Source organism: Enterobacter cloacae complex sp. ECNIH7, from assembly GCF_002208095.1.
Lineage (GTDB): Bacteria > Pseudomonadota > Gammaproteobacteria > Enterobacterales > Enterobacteriaceae > Enterobacter > Enterobacter cloacae_M.
Map to the genome: position 1 here is coordinate 1,752,790 of NZ_CP017990.1, position 16,624 is coordinate 1,769,413.

Here is a 16,624-nt window from a genome sequence, read left to right on the forward strand (position 1 = left end):
GTGGCAGTAACTGACTGTTAAGGCATAGAAAAATGAAAGCATTTGATCTCCAGCGGATGGCGTTTGATAAAGTTCCTCCTGAATTTCTGGGCGAAGTGGCGCTGCGTAGCCTGTATACCTTCGTCCTCGTCTTCCTGTTTCTTAAAATCACCGGCCGCCGCGGCGTGCGGCAGATGTCGCTCTTTGAGGTGTTGATCATCCTGACGCTGGGCTCGGCGGCGGGGGACGTCGCCTTTTATGACGATGTGCCGATGGTGCCGGTGTTTATCGTTTTTGTCTCACTGGCGCTACTTTACCGTCTTGTCATGTGGCTGATGTCGAAAAGCGAAAAGCTGGAAGATCTGCTTGAAGGGAAGCCGGTCGTTATCGTCGAGGACGGACAGCTGGCCTGGGAAAATGTACAAAGCGCCAATATGACCGAGTTTGAGTTCTTTATGGAGCTTCGCCTGAACAGCGTTGAACAGCTCGGGCAGGTGCGTCTGGCGATCATGGAAACCAACGGGCAGATCAGCGTCTATTACTATTCTGACGACGAGGTGAAGCCGGGACTGTGTATCCTGCCGGATATGCTCATTGAGCGTTTCAGAACGGTACCGGAATCAGGCGAGTATGCTTGCGTACAATGTAGCCATGTTGTCGCGATGCAGCCGGGGGATCGCCAATTATGCCCCCGCTGTGCAAATCCGGAATGGACGAAGGTTAGCCGGGCCAAACGCATTACCTGACAGCCATTTTGTCGGTTTTGTCTTAGCGAGGCGGCAGATTGTTTTGTGTGACGCGGGGCACATTTCACGGGTCATAAGTTTTAGACATTGCGGCGCGTGTCACTGAATGATAAAACCGATATCCACAGTTATAACTTATGGCTTTTAGCGTGGTGAGGGGAAATGGCTCAAGTCTTTAATTTCAGTTCAGGTCCGGCAATGTTACCGGCAGACGTGCTTAAACAGGCTCAACAGGAACTCTGTGACTGGAACGGTCTCGGTACGTCGGTGATGGAAATCAGCCACCGTGGTAAAGAGTTTATTCAGGTGGCGGAAGAGGCAGAAAAGGATTTTCGCGATCTGCTGAATATTCCCTCGAACTACAAAGTATTGTTCTGTCACGGCGGTGGGCGCGGCCAGTTTGCGGGCGTTCCGCTGAATATCCTCGGTGACAAAACGACGGCTGACTACGTTGACGCGGGTTACTGGGCAGCAAGCGCCGTTAAAGAAGCGCATAAATACTGCACGCCGAATGTTATCGACGCCAAAGTAACCGTTGACGGTCTGCGCGCCGTGAAGCCAATGAGCGAGTGGCAGCTTTCCGATAACGCAGCGTATCTGCACTACTGCCCGAACGAAACCATTGACGGGATTGCCATCGACGAGACGCCAAACTTCGGCAGCGATGTCGTGGTTGCCGCCGACTTCTCCTCCACCATTCTGTCTGCGCCAATTGATGTCAGCCGCTACGGCGTTATCTATGCGGGCGCGCAGAAAAATATCGGCCCGGCCGGTTTGACTATCGTCGTCGTGCGTGAGGACCTGCTGGGTAAAGCGCATAAATCCTGCCCGTCGATTCTCGATTACACCGTGCTGAACGATAACGATTCGATGTTCAATACCCCACCAACGTTTGCCTGGTATCTCTCCGGCCTGGTCTTCAAATGGCTGAAGCAAAACGGCGGCGTGGCGCAGATGGACAAGGTCAATCAGCAGAAAGCTGAACTCCTGTATGGCGTGATCGACAAGAGCGATTTCTACCGCAACGATGTGGCGAAAGCTAACCGTTCCCGCATGAACGTGCCGTTCCAGCTGGCGGACAGCAGCCTGGACAAAGTGTTCCTGGAAGAGTCCTTCGCGGCAGGCCTGCATGCGCTCAAAGGTCACCGTGTCGTTGGCGGCATGCGTGCCTCCATCTATAACGCGATGCCGCTGGAAGGCGTTAAAGCCCTGACGGATTTCATGATCGACTTCGAACGTCGTCACGGTTAATTTGCTGTTTTTCACCCCCGCAGCGTCCCTGCGGGGTTTTTATTATGTTGAGTTGAGAGTTTAGTTTTCATGGAATCCCTGACGTTACAACCTATCGCGCGGGTAGATGGCACCATTAATCTGCCTGGTTCAAAAAGTGTCTCGAACCGCGCTCTGCTGCTGGCAGCTCTGGCAAACGGCACCACCGTCCTCACAAACCTGCTGGACAGCGATGACGTGCGCCATATGCTCAATGCGCTGAAAGCGTTGGGCATTCATTACACTCTCTCCGACGATCGTACCCGTTGCGAAGTGACCGGCAACGGCGGCGCGCTGCGCTCGGGCGAAGAGCTTGAGCTGTTTTTGGGCAACGCGGGTACCGCGATGCGCCCGCTGGCGGCGGCCCTGTGCCTGGGTAGCAACAACATTGTGCTGACCGGCGAGCCGCGCATGAAAGAGCGTCCGATTGGTCACCTTGTGGATGCTTTGCGTCAGGGCGGCGCGCAGGTTGAGTATCTTGAGCAGGAAAACTATCCGCCACTGCGTCTGCGCGGCGGTTTTACCGGCGGTCACGTCGAGGTGGACGGCAGCGTCTCCAGCCAGTTCCTGACGGCACTGCTGATGACCGCGCCGCTGGCACCGCAGGATACGGTTATCACAATTAAAGGTGAGCTGGTCTCCAAACCGTACATTGATATCACGCTGCACCTGATGAAAACCTTCGGCGTTGAGGTGGAAAACCAGTCCTATCAGCGCTTCGTGTTGCGCGGGGCGCAGCAGTACCAGTCTCCGGGCAACTACCTGGTTGAAGGGGATGCGTCATCCGCGTCCTACTTCCTGGCCGCGGGTGCGATTAAAGGCGGCACGGTAAAAGTGACCGGTATTGGCCGTAACAGCGTGCAGGGCGACATCCGTTTTGCGGACGTACTGGAAAAAATGGGCGCCATTGTCACCTGGGGCGATGACTTCATCTCCTGTACTCACGGCGAGCTGAACGCCATCGACATGGACATGAACCATATCCCGGATGCGGCGATGACCATTGCCACGGCGGCGCTGTTTGCCAAAGGCACTACCACGCTGCGTAACATCTACAACTGGCGCGTAAAAGAGACGGACCGCCTGTTCGCGATGGCGACCGAGCTGCGAAAAGTCGGTGCCGAGGTGGAAGAGGGCGAAGACTACATTCGCGTGACCCCTCCGGCAAAACTGCAGTTTGCGGAAATCGGCACCTACAACGATCACCGCATGGCGATGTGCTTCTCGCTGGTGGCGTTGTCAGACACGCCTGTGACCATCCTTGACCCGAAATGTACGGCTAAAACCTTCCCGGACTACTTCGAACAGCTGGCACGCATTAGCACGCTGGCCTGATAACGTATTGCCGCATCGCCCGATGCGGCATTTCCTTACGCTTCATTACGAACACCTCCGCTCATTTCTTCTACACTCTGCTTCAATCATTCCGTAATTTGCACGCAAAGGTAACAGTTGCGCACGTTGGCGCGTATAATGCGCGGCGTTCATGTAAACGGTATGCCTTATTTAAGGAGAAAAAGATGACGGCAGTTGCCCCGGTAATCACCATTGATGGGCCGAGTGGCGCAGGGAAAGGTACTCTGTGCAAAGCGATGGCGGAAGCATTGCAATGGCATCTTTTAGATTCGGGAGCAATCTATCGCGTACTGGCGCTGGCCGCGCTGCATCACCATGTGGATGTCGCGTCTGAAGAAGCGCTGGTTCCGCTGGCTGCGCATCTGGATGTGCGTTTCGTATCGACCGATGGCAACCTGGAAGTCATCCTTGAAGGGGAAGACGTGAGCGGCGAAATCCGTACGCAGGAAGTGGCTAATGCGGCCTCTCAGGTTGCGGCGTTCCCTCGCGTTCGCGAGGCGCTGTTACGTCGTCAGCGCGCGTTCCGTGAAGCCCCGGGGCTGATCGCTGACGGACGCGATATGGGAACGGTGGTATTCCCTGATGCGCCAGTGAAAATTTTCCTTGACGCCTCTTCGGAAGAACGTGCTCAACGCCGCATGCTTCAGTTGCAGGAAAAGGGGTTTAGTGTTAACTTTGATCGCCTTTTATCCGAGATAAAAGAGCGCGATGACCGCGATCGTAACCGCGCCGTCGCCCCACTTGTTCCTGCAGAAGATGCATTAGTTCTGGATTCAACCAGTTTAACTATTGAGCAAGTGATTGAAAAAGCGCTACAATATGCGCGCCAAAAACTGGCACTCGCGTAATCGCGACCGATTTAGCAGTACCCCCGCTGCAATGGATTGACGGCGGGTATGTGAAACAACCCCATCCGGCACGGAGCCAGGTGGACGTTAATATTAACCTGAAGATTAAACATGACTGAATCTTTTGCTCAACTGTTTGAAGAATCCTTAAAAGAAATCGAAACCCGCCCGGGTTCCATCGTTCGCGGTGTTGTTGTTGCTATCGACAAAGACGTAGTACTGGTTGACGCCGGTCTGAAATCTGAGTCCGCCATTCCGGCAGAGCAGTTCAAAAACGCCCAGGGCGAGCTGGAAATCCAGGTTGGTGACGAAGTTGACGTTGCTCTGGACGCAGTAGAAGACGGCTTCGGTGAAACCCTGCTTTCTCGTGAGAAAGCTAAACGTCACGAAGCATGGATCACGCTGGAAAAAGCTTACGAAGAAGCTGAAACTGTGGTCGGTGTTATCAACGGCAAAGTTAAAGGTGGCTTCACTGTTGAGCTGAATGGTATTCGTGCGTTCCTGCCAGGTTCTCTGGTAGACGTTCGTCCAGTTCGTGACACTCTGCACCTGGAAGGCAAAGAGCTTGAGTTCAAAGTAATCAAGCTGGACCAGAAGCGTAACAACGTTGTTGTTTCCCGTCGTGCCGTTATCGAATCCGAAAACAGCGCAGAACGCGATCAGCTGCTGGAAAACCTGCAGGAAGGCATGGAAGTCAAAGGTATCGTTAAGAACCTCACTGACTACGGCGCATTCGTTGACCTGGGCGGCGTTGATGGCCTGCTGCACATCACCGACATGGCGTGGAAACGCGTTAAGCACCCAAGCGAAATCGTGAACGTGGGCGACGAAATCACTGTTAAAGTGCTGAAGTTTGACCGCGAGCGTACTCGTGTATCCCTCGGCCTGAAACAGCTGGGCGAAGATCCATGGGTAGCTATCGCTAAGCGTTACCCAGAAGGTACTAAACTGACTGGTCGCGTAACCAACCTGACTGACTACGGCTGCTTCGTTGAAATCGAAGAAGGCGTTGAAGGTCTGGTGCACGTTTCCGAAATGGACTGGACCAACAAAAACATCCACCCATCCAAAGTTGTTAACGTTGGTGATGTAGTGGAAGTGATGGTTCTGGATATCGACGAAGAACGTCGTCGTATCTCCCTGGGCCTGAAACAGTGCAAAAACAACCCATGGCAGCAATTCGCGGAAACCCACAACAAGGGCGACCGTGTTGAAGGTAAAATCAAGTCTATCACTGACTTCGGTATCTTCATCGGCCTGGACGGCGGCATCGATGGCCTGGTTCACCTGTCTGACATCTCCTGGAACGTTGCAGGCGAAGAAGCAGTTCGTGAATACAAAAAAGGCGACGAAATCGCTGCAGTTGTTCTGCAGGTTGACGCAGAGCGTGAGCGTATCTCCCTGGGCGTTAAACAGCTCGCAGAAGATCCGTTCAACAACTGGGTTGCACTGAACAAGAAAGGCGCAATCGTAAACGGTAAAGTGACTGCAGTTGACGCTAAAGGCGCAACCGTAGAACTGGCTGACGGTGTTGAAGGTTACCTGCGCGCTTCTGAAGCTTCACGTGACCGCGTTGAAGATGCCACTCTGGTTCTGAACGTAGGCGACGACGTTGAAGCTAAGTTCACCGGTGTTGACCGTAAGAACCGTGCAATCAGCCTGTCTGTTCGTGCTAAAGACGAAGCTGATGAGAAAGATGCAATCGCAACTGTTAACAAACAGGAAGATGCAAACTTCTCTAACAACGCAATGGCTGAAGCTTTCAAAGCAGCTAAAGGCGAGTAATATCAGGTTCTCAGCATCATTTGCGCTGTAACGCATTTACAGCGTGAAGGATGAGGAGCAAACTTGACAGATTGCAGGATTCGTCCTGTAATCAATAACAAAGGGCGGCTACGGCCGCCCTTGTTTAATGAGCTGTTCAGCTAATTGGTTTGAAAGGAACCGGAGGAATCATGACCAAGTCAGAATTGATTGAAAGACTTGCCAGTCAGCAACCGCATATCCCTGCCAAGGCAGTGGAAGATGCCGTAAAAGAGATGCTGGAGCATATGGCCTCCACTCTTGCCCAGGGCGAGCGCATTGAAATCCGCGGTTTCGGTAGTTTTTCTCTGCACTATCGTGCTCCACGTACCGGGCGTAACCCGAAAACTGGCGATAAAGTCGAGCTGGAAGGCAAGTACGTTCCACACTTTAAGCCGGGTAAAGAACTGCGCGATCGCGCCAATATTTACGGCAACTGAGTTTAGCCAGCCGGTTAAACTGGGTTCGAAAGAAAGCACCTGCGGGTGCTTTTTTTGTCTCTGTCGCTTTCCTTCTGAAGGTGCCCCGCATTTTTCCGTTTTGTTTTCTGCAAACCGATAAAAACAGCACAGCGCGCGCTGTAAAACGTAGTTTTCCCATCTGACAATTCGCTCTGCCTGATTAGATACTGCTCCTCTGAAACAGGGAGGTAGCAATGGGAATTCCCGCGCTTAGCGTCTGCGTCATTCTGGCAATAGCCCCGTTACTCTGGTTACCTGAACTGCCATCACGTCATACCGTGTGGATAATGATTGTTGGCGGGGTCGTGCTGGCCGCACGGCGAAACGTGCGACTGAAGTATGCGGGTCTCACGCTGTTATTTTGCGTGTGGGGTATTTTAGCTGCGAAGGAGAGCGTCTGGTCGATGCAGCATTTAACCACGGGGGCCGTGCAGGCTGAGGTAGCGATCACCGCCACAGATGGCGCAACGCAGCATCAGGGAAACATTCTTCGCGTTGATGGCAAGCGCAGCTGGGCCTCTACCGGCATAACGCTTTATGGCAATTATCTGCCACAGAAAGCGTGTGCCGGTCAGCGCTGGAGCATGACGCTCAGGCTCAGGCCTGCCCATGGCGAACTGAACGACGGCGGTTATGATTCCCAGCGCAGCGCTTTTGCCCGGCACCAAACGCTGAGCGGGCGTTTCACCCGTGCGGAACTCGTCGATGGACGCTGCAGCCTGCGAGCGCAATATCTCATGTCACTGCAAAACCGCCTTTCTGCTTACCGATGGGGGGCAGTTATCCTCGGACTGGGAATGGGTGAACGTCTGGATGTGCCCCGGGAAATACAAGACCTGATGCGTGAAACCGGGACGCTGCATCTGATGGCGATTTCGGGACTGCATATCGCGCTGGCGGCATCCCTCGCCTGGTTACTCGCACGTGGGCTACAGTTTTTATTACCCAGCCACCGTATCCACTGGCAAATGCCTCTTCTGGCCGGGTTATGCTTTGCCGCTTTCTACGCCTGGCTTACCGGTCTGCAACCTCCTGCGCTACGCACGGTCATCGCGCTTGCTGTGCTTGCAATGTTGCGGATCGCTGCCAGGCAATGGTCTCCATGGCAGGTATGGGGGGGCTGTATCGCAGCGATCCTGATAAGCGATCCCTTAGCCATACTCTCGCAGAGTCTGCTTTTGTCTGCATTTGCTGTCGCCGCGCTGATTTTCTGGTTTCAGTGGCTGCCTCTTCCTGGCTGGCACCGGGTACGACGTCTACGGCCGCTGCTGAACCTGATCTATCTTCAGGTCGGCATGCTGATGCTGCTGATGCCGCTACAGGTTCTGATTTTCCATGGATTCAGCATCTCCTCCCTGGTCGCGAATCTCTTCGCCATTCCCCTGGTGACGTTTGTCTCCGTGCCGCTGATCCTGCTCGGCATGCTGCTTCATCTGCTGCCGCTGGCGGCACCTGAAAGCGTTGTCTGGTTCGCAGCCAATAAGTCACTTGCGGGGCTGTTCTGGCTCCTCATGCGCCTGCCTGACGGCTGGCAGAGTGTCGATCAACGCTGGCAGTACATGACGCTACTGCCCTGGCTTATCATCATTGGCTGGCGCTTTCGTGCCTGGAAAACCCTTCCTGCCGTTTGTCTTGCAGGAAGTGTTTTACTGACATTTCCTCTGTGGCGAACGGAAAAAAGCGACAGCTGGACGCTGCATATGCTGGATGTAGGGCAGGGGCTGGCGATGGTCGTTGAACGGCAGGGGAAAGCCATTCTCTATGATACCGGGCTTGCCTGGCCGGGCGGGGATAGCGCTCAGCGGTTAATTATCCCGTGGCTTCGCTGGCATCACCTGCGGCCTGAAGGCGTTATTCTCAGTCATGAACACCTCGACCATGCGGGAGGACTCGCATCGTTGCAAAAAGCGTGGCCGGACGTGTGGGTAAGAAGCCCATTGCGCCAGGCGGGACATCGGCCCTGTTTTCGTGGGCAGAGATGGAAATGGCAGGGACTCTCCTTCACCGTACACTGGCCCCCCGAAAATTACCCAGCTCAGGGAAATAACCATTCCTGCGTGGTAAAGGTGGACGACGGTGGGCAGAGCGTTCTGCTAACGGGGGACATTGAAGCGCAAGCGGAACAGGCTATGCTTAGCCATTACTGGCGTTATCTGACGTCCACGCTTATACAGGTGCCCCATCATGGCAGCAATACTTCGTCGTCATTGCCGCTGGTACAGCGGGTGGAAGGTCAGATCGCCCTGGATTCCGCGGCCCGCTATAACGCATGGCGATTCCCGTCGGCAAAAGTTGTCCGACGCTATCGAAAAGAGGGGTACATCTGGCACGATACCCCTCATTCTGGACAAATATCGGTGACATTCTCGCAACATCACTGGCAAATCCGGCGCTTGCGAGAGCAATTTTTACCCGTTTGGTATCATCAGTGGTTTGGCGAGCCCGTCGATAACGGGTAGAATATGCGGCTATTTCAACGAATGCTGGTTTTTTGAATGCATAACGACAAAGATCTCTCCACGTGGCAAACCTTCCGCCGACTCTGGCCGATGATTGCACCCTTTAAAGCAGGCCTGATCGTGGCGGGTGTAGCGTTAATCCTCAACGCAGCCAGCGATACTTTTATGCTATCGCTCCTCAAACCGTTACTGGACGACGGTTTTGGTAAAACGGATCGCTCAGTGTTGCTATGGATGCCTCTGGTGGTTATCGGACTGATGATCTTACGCGGCATCACCAGCTATATTTCCAGCTACTGTATTTCCTGGGTATCAGGGAAAGTGGTGATGACCATGCGTCGTCGCCTGTTCAGCCACATGATGGGCATGCCGGTCTCGTTCTTTGACAAGCAGTCTACCGGGACGCTGCTGTCTCGTATTACCTACGATTCTGAGCAGGTTGCCTCCTCGTCCTCAAGCGCGCTGATCACCGTTGTGCGTGAGGGTGCGTCAATCATCGGCCTGTTCGCGATGATGTTCTATTACAGCTGGCAGCTGTCGATCATCCTTATCGTTCTGGCGCCGATAGTTTCTATTGCTATCCGCGTCGTCTCAAAGCGCTTCCGCAATATCAGTAAGAATATGCAGAACACGATGGGGCAGGTGACGACCAGCGCGGAACAGATGCTGAAAGGGCATAAAGAAGTTCTGATTTTTGGCGGTCAGGACGTCGAAACCAAACGCTTTGATAAAGTCAGTAACAAAATGCGTCTGCAGGGGATGAAAATGGTCTCGGCCTCTTCCATCTCTGACCCGATTATTCAGCTGATTGCCTCCCTGGCGCTGGCATTCGTCCTGTATGCAGCAAGCTTCCCAAGCGTGATGGAGACGCTGACGGCGGGTACCATTACCGTGGTCTTCTCCTCGATGATCGCCCTGATGCGTCCGCTGAAATCCCTGACGAACGTGAACGCTCAGTTCCAGCGCGGGATGGCCGCCTGTCAGACGCTGTTCAGCATTCTGGATTCCGAACAGGAAAAAGATGAAGGTACACGCGAGATTGAGCGCGCCCGTGGCGACGTTGAATTCCGCAATGTCACTTTCGCCTATCCTGGACGTGAAACGCCGGCGCTGCGTAATATCAACCTGTCCATTCCGGCGGGTAAAACCGTGGCGCTGGTGGGCCGTTCCGGCTCGGGTAAATCAACTATTGCCAGCCTGATCACCCGTTTCTACGATATTAACGAAGGTGAGATCCTCCTGGACGGTCATGATCTGCGGGAATATACCCTGCAGTCGCTGCGTAACCAGGTGGCGCTGGTCTCCCAGAACGTGCACCTGTTCAACGATACTGTGGCAAACAACATTGCGTATGCGCGCACGGATGAATACAGCCGCGAGCAGATTGAGAATGCCGCGCGTATGGCCTACGCAATGGACTTTATCAACAAGATGGATAACGGTCTGGATACGATAATCGGTGAGAACGGGGTGCTGCTCTCCGGCGGTCAGCGTCAGCGTATCGCCATTGCGCGTGCGCTGCTGCGCGATAGCCCAATTCTGATTCTGGACGAAGCGACCTCCGCGCTGGATACGGAATCTGAACGCGCTATTCAGTCTGCGCTGGATGAGCTGCAAAAGAACCGTACCTCGCTGGTGATTGCGCACCGTCTGTCGACTATCGAGCAGGCTGACGAAATCGTCGTGGTTGAAGACGGCATCATTGTTGAACGCGGAAGCCATGCTGATTTGCTGGAACACCGCGGCGTTTACGCCCAGCTTCATAAGATGCAGTTTGGCGAATGATTGCACGCATCTGGTCCGGTGAATCCCCGCTGTGGCTCCTGCTTTTGCCGCTCTCCTGGCTATACGGCCTGGTGAGCGGCATTATCCGTCTGCTTTACCGTCTGGGGCTGAAGCGTGCCTGGCACGCGCCGGTTCCGGTGGTGGTGGTCGGTAATCTTACGGCGGGCGGCAACGGTAAAACGCCGGTGGTGATCTGGCTGGTGGAGCAATTGCAAAAACGCGGTATCCACCCGGGGGTGGTATCGCGCGGATATGGTGGTAAAGCGGGGCGTTATCCGCTGCTGCTGACGGCGGAAACCACGACTGCCGAAGCGGGTGATGAGCCGGTATTGATTTTCCAGCGTACCGGCGCGCCGGTTGCGGTCTCCCCGGTGCGCAGCGACGCCGTTCAGGCACTGCTTGCCGAACATGCGGTACAAATCATTATCACTGACGATGGCCTGCAGCATTACGCCCTGGCGCGTGATAAAGAAATTGTGGTGATCGACGGGGTCCGCCGTTTCGGTAACGGCTGGTGGCTGCCGGCCGGACCCATGCGCGAACGCGCTTCGCGCCTTAAGTCCGTTGATGCGGTGATTGTGAACGGTGGTGAGGCAAAAGCGGGTGAAATCCCGATGTACCTGCAGCCGGGCTTGGCGATCAACCTGGTGACGGGTGAGCGCCGGTCGGTTGCTGAGCTGCCTTCACTGGTGGCGATGGCGGGGATTGGCCATCCGCCGCGCTTCTTCGCGACGCTGGAACAGTGTGGTGCCCGGCTGGAAAAACGCGTTCCGCTGGCCGACCACCAGGCGCTGGTGGAAGGGCAGGTAGACGCCCTGACCGTACCCGGGCAGTCGCTGATCATGACCGAAAAAGATGCGGTGAAATGCCGTGCCTTTGCGAAAGAAAACTGGTGGTATCTGCCGGTTGACGCTGAACTCAGCGGCGAGCAGCCGGAACGTTTGCTCAAGGAACTGATTGCGTTGGTGAAATAAACGCTTACGCGGTTCTGGTGGCGCTTTGACTGACAGGATAACGCATGTCTTTACCGCAACTCTCGCTTTCAGCCGCACGTCATTTACACCTTGCCACGCAGGGGCTGCTTAAAAAGCCCCGCCGCCGCGCGCAGCCTGCCGATATTCTCTCGACCGTCCAGCGCATGTCGCTGCTTCAAATCGACACCATTAACATCGTGGCCCGTAGCCCTTACCTGGTGCTGTTTAGCCGTCTGGGGAATTATCCTTCGCAGTGGCTGGATGAGGCGCTCAGCAAGGGGGAGCTAATGGAGTACTGGGCGCACGAAGCCTGCTTCCTCCCCCGCAGCGATTTTGCCCTGGTTCGCCACCGTATGCTTGCTCCGGAAAAGATGGGCTGGAAATACCGTCAGGCGTGGATGCTGGAACATGCGGCCGAAATTGAGCAGCTAATCGCGCATATTCAGGATAACGGTCCCGTACGCTCCGCCGATTTTGAACACCCGCGCAAAGGCACCAGCGGCTGGTGGGAGTGGAAACCACATAAGCGTCATCTCGAAGGGCTGTTTACCTCAGGCAAAGTCATGGTGATTGAGCGGCGTAATTTTCAGCGCGTGTACGACCTGACGCATCGCGTGATGCCGCACTGGGACGACGAGCGTGACCTGCTTACCCAGGAGGCGGCCGAGGCCATCATGCTCGAAAACAGCGCCCGCAGCCTGGGGATTTTCCGCCCGCAATGGCTGGCAGATTACTATCGCCTTCGCCAGCCCGCGTTGAAACCGCTGCTGGACATCTGGCAACGCGAACAGCGCGTCATCCCGGTCACGGTGGAAACGCTGGGCGAAATGTGGCTGCATGCGGATCTCCTCCCGCTACTGCCTCTGGCCCAGGAGGGGAAACTTCAGGCAACCCACAGTGCGGTGTTGTCGCCTTTCGACCCGGTCGTCTGGGACAGAAAACGCGCCGAGCAGCTGTTCGACTTTAGCTACCGGCTGGAATGTTATACCCCGGCGCCAAAGCGCCAGTATGGTTACTTTGTACTCCCGCTGCTGCATAAGGGGCAACTGGTCGGGCGTATGGACGCCAAAATGTACCGCAAGACCGGCACGCTTGAAATCATTGCGCTTTATCTGGAAGAGGGCGTCAGGGTGACGGCGAGCCTGGAAAAAGGGTTAACGTCCGCCATTAGCGAATTCGCGCGCTGGCAGGGTGCCCGCGACGTGACGCTGGGTAGGGTGCCCGACGGGCTGTTTACATCCTGTCGAAGTGGCTGGGAAACAGGCACTCCCTGAAAAGGGAATGTGTTAAGCTTTAGCGATTACCCATACGGAGGAACTATGGATCACCGTTTACTTGAAATTATTGCCTGCCCGGTATGCAACGGCAAACTCTACTACAGCCAGGACAAACAGGAGCTGATTTGCAAGCTGGACAGCCTGGCTTTCCCGCTGCGTGACGGCATTCCGGTACTGCTGGAAAATGAAGCTCGTTCCCTGGTGGCAGAAGAGAGCAAACCATGAGTTTTGTTGTCATTATTCCTGCGCGTTATGCTTCAACGCGTCTGCCTGGTAAACCGCTGGTGGATATCAACGGCAAGCCGATGATTGTGCATGTTCTTGAGCGTGCGCGTGAATCCGGTGCCGATCGCGTGATTGTTGCTACCGATCATCCTGACGTCGCCCGAGCGGTTGAGGCAGCAGGCGGTGAGGTATGCATGACCCGCGCCGATCACCAGTCCGGCACCGAGCGTCTGGCGGAAGTGGTTGAGAAATGTGGTTTCAGTGATGATACGGTCATCGTTAACGTGCAGGGTGACGAGCCAATGATCCCGGCGGTGATTATCCGTCAGGTTGCAGAAAACCTGGCTCAGCGTCAGGTTGGTATGGCGACGCTCGCGGTGCCTATTCACCACGCCGAAGAGGCATTCAATCCGAATGCCGTGAAGGTGGTCATGGATGCCGAAGGCTATGCGCTCTATTTCTCGCGCGCCACCATTCCGTGGGATCGCGATCGCTTTGCGCTCTCTAAAGAGACCATCGGCGATACTTTCCTGCGTCATATTGGGATCTACGGCTATCGGGCCGGTTTTATTCGTCGATATGTTACCTGGGCGCCGAGTCCGCTGGAGCATATCGAAATGCTGGAGCAGCTTCGCGTGCTCTGGTATGGCGAAAAAATTCACGTTGCCGTTGCCAGCGAAGTGCCTGGAACGGGCGTTGATACGCCGGAAGATCTTGAGCGCGTTCGCGCCGAGTTGCGTTAATATCGCCTGCATCCCTCCTGACGGGGGGATGTTCTCTCCCTCGCTAATTCCCCTTTCTTTTCCCTAATTGTTCTCTTCCGGGTGACATCTCCCTTAAGGACGCTCATTATAAAAGCAGTAGTCTTAATGGGGGTAATCTCATATGGAACAGCTGCGTGCCGAACTTAGCCATCTGCTGGGTGAGAAATTAAGCCGGGTCGAATGCGTGAGTGAAAAGGCCGATACCGCGCTTTGGTCGTTGTATGACAGTCAGGGCAACCCAATGCCGCTGATGGCCAGAAGTTTCACCTCGCCGGGCGTTGCCAGGCAGCTGGCATGGAAAATGTCGATGCTGGCGCGGGAGGGAACCGTCCGTATGCCGACGGTGTACGGCGTGATGACCCACGAGGAACACCCCGGCCCGGACGTGCTGCTGATTGAGCGTTTACGCGGCGTGCCCGTTGAAGCGCCCGCGCGCACGCCGGAACGCTGGGAGCAGTTAAAAGACCAGATTGTCGAGGCGCTACTGGCCTGGCATCGTCAGGATAGCCGCGGGCTTGTCGGTCCGGTCGACAGCACTCAGGAAAACCTGTGGCCGCTGTGGTATCGCCAGCGGGTGGAAGTGCTGTGGGGAACGCTTAACCAGTTCAACAATACCGGTTTAACCATGCAGGACAAACGTATTCTGTTTCGCACCCGCGAGTGCTTACCGGCGCTGTTCGACGGTTTTAATGACAACTGCGTGCTGATCCACGGTAATTTCACCCTGCGCAGCATGCTCAAAGATGCCCGCAGCGATCAGCTTCTGGCGATGCTCGGGCCGGGGATCATGCTCTGGGCTCCGCGCGAATATGAGCTCTTCAGGCTCAGCGACAGCGGGGCGGCGGAAGGTTTACTGTGGCATTACCTTCAGCGCGCCCCTGTTGCGGAAGCATTTCTCTGGCGGCGCTGGCTCTACCTGCTCTGGGACGAAGTCGCGCAGCTGGTGAACACCGGACGTTTTAATCGCGCAAACTTCGATCTGGCAACAAAATCACTGTTGCCCTGGCTCGCCTGACGATCCTTTCAGCCACTGCCAGAGGCGTCCAAGCGTCTCATAGCCGACGCGGTCGCTATGCATCAGCCACGCCGGGGAGGGGATAGCCCGCTCCCACGGGTTGAGCGGCGCGTCGACTGCCATCTGGTTTGCCGGCGCGGGAAGCGGGTGCAGGCCTTGCTTCTCAAAGAAAATCATCGCGCGCGGCAAGTGTGAGGCGGAGGTCACCAGTAAGAACGGGGCATCGCCAATTGCCTGCTTCACAGCGGCAGCCTCTTCTTCGGTATCTTTTGGGCTGTCGAGAGTGATTATTGAAGAACGCGGTACGCCGAGCGATTCCGCGACCCTGGCGCCCGCTTCAGCCGTGCTCACCGGGTTCGTTTTGGCCGCCGCGCCGGTGAAGATCATTCTTGATCCCGGATTCGCCAGCCAGAGGCGAATACCTTCGTTCAGCCGCGGCAGGCTGTTGTTGATCAGGTTTGAACTGGGGGCCCAGTCAGGATCCCAGGTATATCCGCCGCCCAGCACCACGATGTACGCCACTTTCTGCTTTCCCTGCCATGTCGGGTACTTGTTTTCGATGGGGCGTAGCAGACCATCCGCGACCGGTTGCAGGCTTAGCAGCAGCAAGACTAACCAGCCGAGCGTGATAAGCGTTTTGCCACTTTTCTGAAAGCGACTGAACCACACCAGCGCCAGCCCCAGCGCGATGATGATGAGCAGCAGCGGAAGGGGAAGCATCATCCCTCCAATGTATTTCTTAAGGGTAAAAAGCATCCTTTTTGGTTCCTTTTTTGACCATATAGCAGGTGATTACCCGTGATATTACACCAGAGAGGTTCATTCTCCGCGCGGGTGTGACAAAATAGCGGTTTTGCAGTTAGCGAGTGGAACTCTCCCAATGCGGGATCGCAATTTTGATGACATCGCGGAAAAGTTTTCGCGCAACATTTATGGCACCACGAAAGGGCAGCTCCGTCAGACGATCCTCTGGCAGGATCTGGACACCATTCTGGCTACCTTTGGTGGGCAAACGTTGCGCGTGCTGGACGCCGGTGGCGGTGAAGGGCAGACGGCGATAAAAATGGCCGAGCGCGGTCATCACGTCACGCTTTGCGATCTTTCTGCTGAAATGGTCGCCCGCGCGACGCGTGCTGCAGAAGAGAAAGGTGTGAGCGACAACATGCATTTCATACAATGCGCCGCTCAGGACATCGCACAGCATTTGGAAACCCAGGTTGATCTGATATTGTTTCATGCGGTGCTGGAGTGGGTTGCCGATCCGCAAAGCGTGTTACAAACCCTGTGGTCGATGTTGCGCCCGGGCGGCACGCTTTCGCTGATGTTCTACAATGCTAACGGCTTTCTGATGCACAACATGGTTGCAGGAAACTTCGACTATGTTCAGGTCGGGATGCCCAAAAAGAAAAAGCGCACGCTTTCCCCGGACTATCCGCGCGATCCACAGCAGGTTTATGGCTGGCTGGAAGCGATTGGCTGGCAGATAGTCGGGAAGACGGGCGTCAGGGTGTTTCATGATTATCTGCGTGAAAAACACAAACAGCGTGACTGTTTTGACACCTTAACAGAATTAGAAACGCGGTATTGCCGTCAGGAGCCTTTTATCAGCCTTGGCCGCTATATTCACGTCACCGCGCACAAGCCGCAGATGCAAGGATAACCT

At 55.4% G+C, this 16,624-nt stretch carries 15 protein-coding genes; 14 read left to right on the forward strand and 1 reads right to left on the reverse strand.

The features are described from left to right. The first annotated feature begins 32 nt into the window (after window positions 1-32). The 13 genes from WM95_RS08565 (at window position 33) to WM95_RS08625 (ending at window position 14,961) form a co-directional block, all read left to right on the forward strand. Window positions 33-725: a DUF421 domain-containing protein gene (locus WM95_RS08565; protein WP_063408042.1), complete on the forward strand. Its 693-nt coding sequence runs from the start codon at window positions 33-35 to the stop codon at window positions 723-725. A gap of 162 nt (window positions 726-887) precedes the next feature. Further along, window positions 888-1,976, forward strand: coding sequence for a 3-phosphoserine/phosphohydroxythreonine transaminase (serC, locus tag WM95_RS08570; RefSeq protein ID WP_029739497.1), 1,089 nt, complete (start codon window positions 888-890; stop codon window positions 1,974-1,976). A gap of 69 nt (window positions 1,977-2,045) precedes the next feature. Continuing rightward, complete coding sequence (gene aroA / locus WM95_RS08575; RefSeq protein ID WP_063408041.1) at window positions 2,046-3,329, forward strand: 3-phosphoshikimate 1-carboxyvinyltransferase; 1,284 nt, start codon at window positions 2,046-2,048, stop codon at window positions 3,327-3,329. Between the two features lie 185 nt (window positions 3,330-3,514). Next, window positions 3,515-4,198 carry a (d)CMP kinase gene (gene cmk, locus WM95_RS08580; protein WP_013097305.1) on the forward strand — a complete coding sequence of 228 codons (684 nt, stop codon included), beginning with the start codon at window positions 3,515-3,517 and terminating at the stop codon, window positions 4,196-4,198. A gap of 111 nt (window positions 4,199-4,309) precedes the next feature. Beyond that, a complete protein-coding gene (gene rpsA, locus WM95_RS08585; RefSeq protein ID WP_008499966.1) occupies window positions 4,310-5,983 on the forward strand; it encodes a 30S ribosomal protein S1 in 1,674 nt (557 codons plus the stop codon). 170 nt (window positions 5,984-6,153) lie between these two features. After that, window positions 6,154-6,441: an integration host factor subunit beta gene (gene ihfB / locus WM95_RS08590; protein ID WP_008499965.1), complete on the forward strand. Its 288-nt coding sequence runs from the start codon at window positions 6,154-6,156 to the stop codon at window positions 6,439-6,441. 215 nt (window positions 6,442-6,656) lie between these two features. Beyond that, a complete protein-coding gene (locus WM95_RS08595) occupies window positions 6,657-8,921 on the forward strand; it encodes a ComEC family protein (RefSeq protein WP_063408040.1) in 2,265 nt (754 codons plus the stop codon). Window positions 8,922-8,957: 36 nt separating this feature from the next. After that, entirely contained in the window at window positions 8,958-10,706 is a 1,749-nt protein-coding gene (gene msbA / locus WM95_RS08600) for a lipid A ABC transporter ATP-binding protein/permease MsbA (RefSeq protein ID WP_023310998.1), read from the forward strand. Next, on the forward strand, window positions 10,703-11,680 hold the full coding sequence (gene lpxK / locus WM95_RS08605; protein WP_059445603.1) for a tetraacyldisaccharide 4'-kinase: 978 nt from the start codon (window positions 10,703-10,705) through the stop codon (window positions 11,678-11,680). The genes msbA and lpxK overlap by 4 nt, the downstream gene beginning before the upstream one ends. Before the next feature lie 44 nt (window positions 11,681-11,724). Further along, a complete protein-coding gene (locus WM95_RS08610; protein WP_063408039.1) occupies window positions 11,725-12,954 on the forward strand; it encodes a winged helix-turn-helix domain-containing protein in 1,230 nt (409 codons plus the stop codon). A 45-nt stretch (window positions 12,955-12,999) separates the two neighbouring features. Then, entirely contained in the window at window positions 13,000-13,182 is a 183-nt protein-coding gene (ycaR, locus tag WM95_RS08615; protein WP_006174474.1) for a protein YcaR, read from the forward strand. Continuing rightward, window positions 13,179-13,925 carry a 3-deoxy-manno-octulosonate cytidylyltransferase gene (kdsB, locus tag WM95_RS08620; protein ID WP_023311001.1) on the forward strand — a complete coding sequence of 249 codons (747 nt, stop codon included), beginning with the start codon at window positions 13,179-13,181 and terminating at the stop codon, window positions 13,923-13,925. Before ycaR ends, kdsB begins: the two co-directional genes overlap by 4 nt. A 142-nt stretch (window positions 13,926-14,067) precedes the next feature. Beyond that, on the forward strand, window positions 14,068-14,961 hold the full coding sequence (locus WM95_RS08625) for a YcbJ family phosphotransferase (protein ID WP_063408038.1): 894 nt from the start codon (window positions 14,068-14,070) through the stop codon (window positions 14,959-14,961). Here the strand turns inward: WM95_RS08625 and elyC are convergent. After that, window positions 14,938-15,717: an envelope biogenesis factor ElyC gene (gene elyC / locus WM95_RS08630; protein WP_063408037.1), complete on the reverse strand. Its 780-nt coding sequence runs from the start codon at window positions 15,715-15,717 to the stop codon at window positions 14,938-14,940. The genes WM95_RS08625 and elyC overlap by 24 nt on opposite strands. A gap of 124 nt (window positions 15,718-15,841) precedes the next feature. Between elyC and cmoM the strand changes: the two genes are divergently transcribed. Then, window positions 15,842-16,621: a tRNA uridine 5-oxyacetic acid(34) methyltransferase CmoM gene (cmoM, locus tag WM95_RS08640; protein ID WP_023311004.1), complete on the forward strand. Its 780-nt coding sequence runs from the start codon at window positions 15,842-15,844 to the stop codon at window positions 16,619-16,621. The last annotated feature ends 3 nt before the right edge of the window (window positions 16,622-16,624 follow it).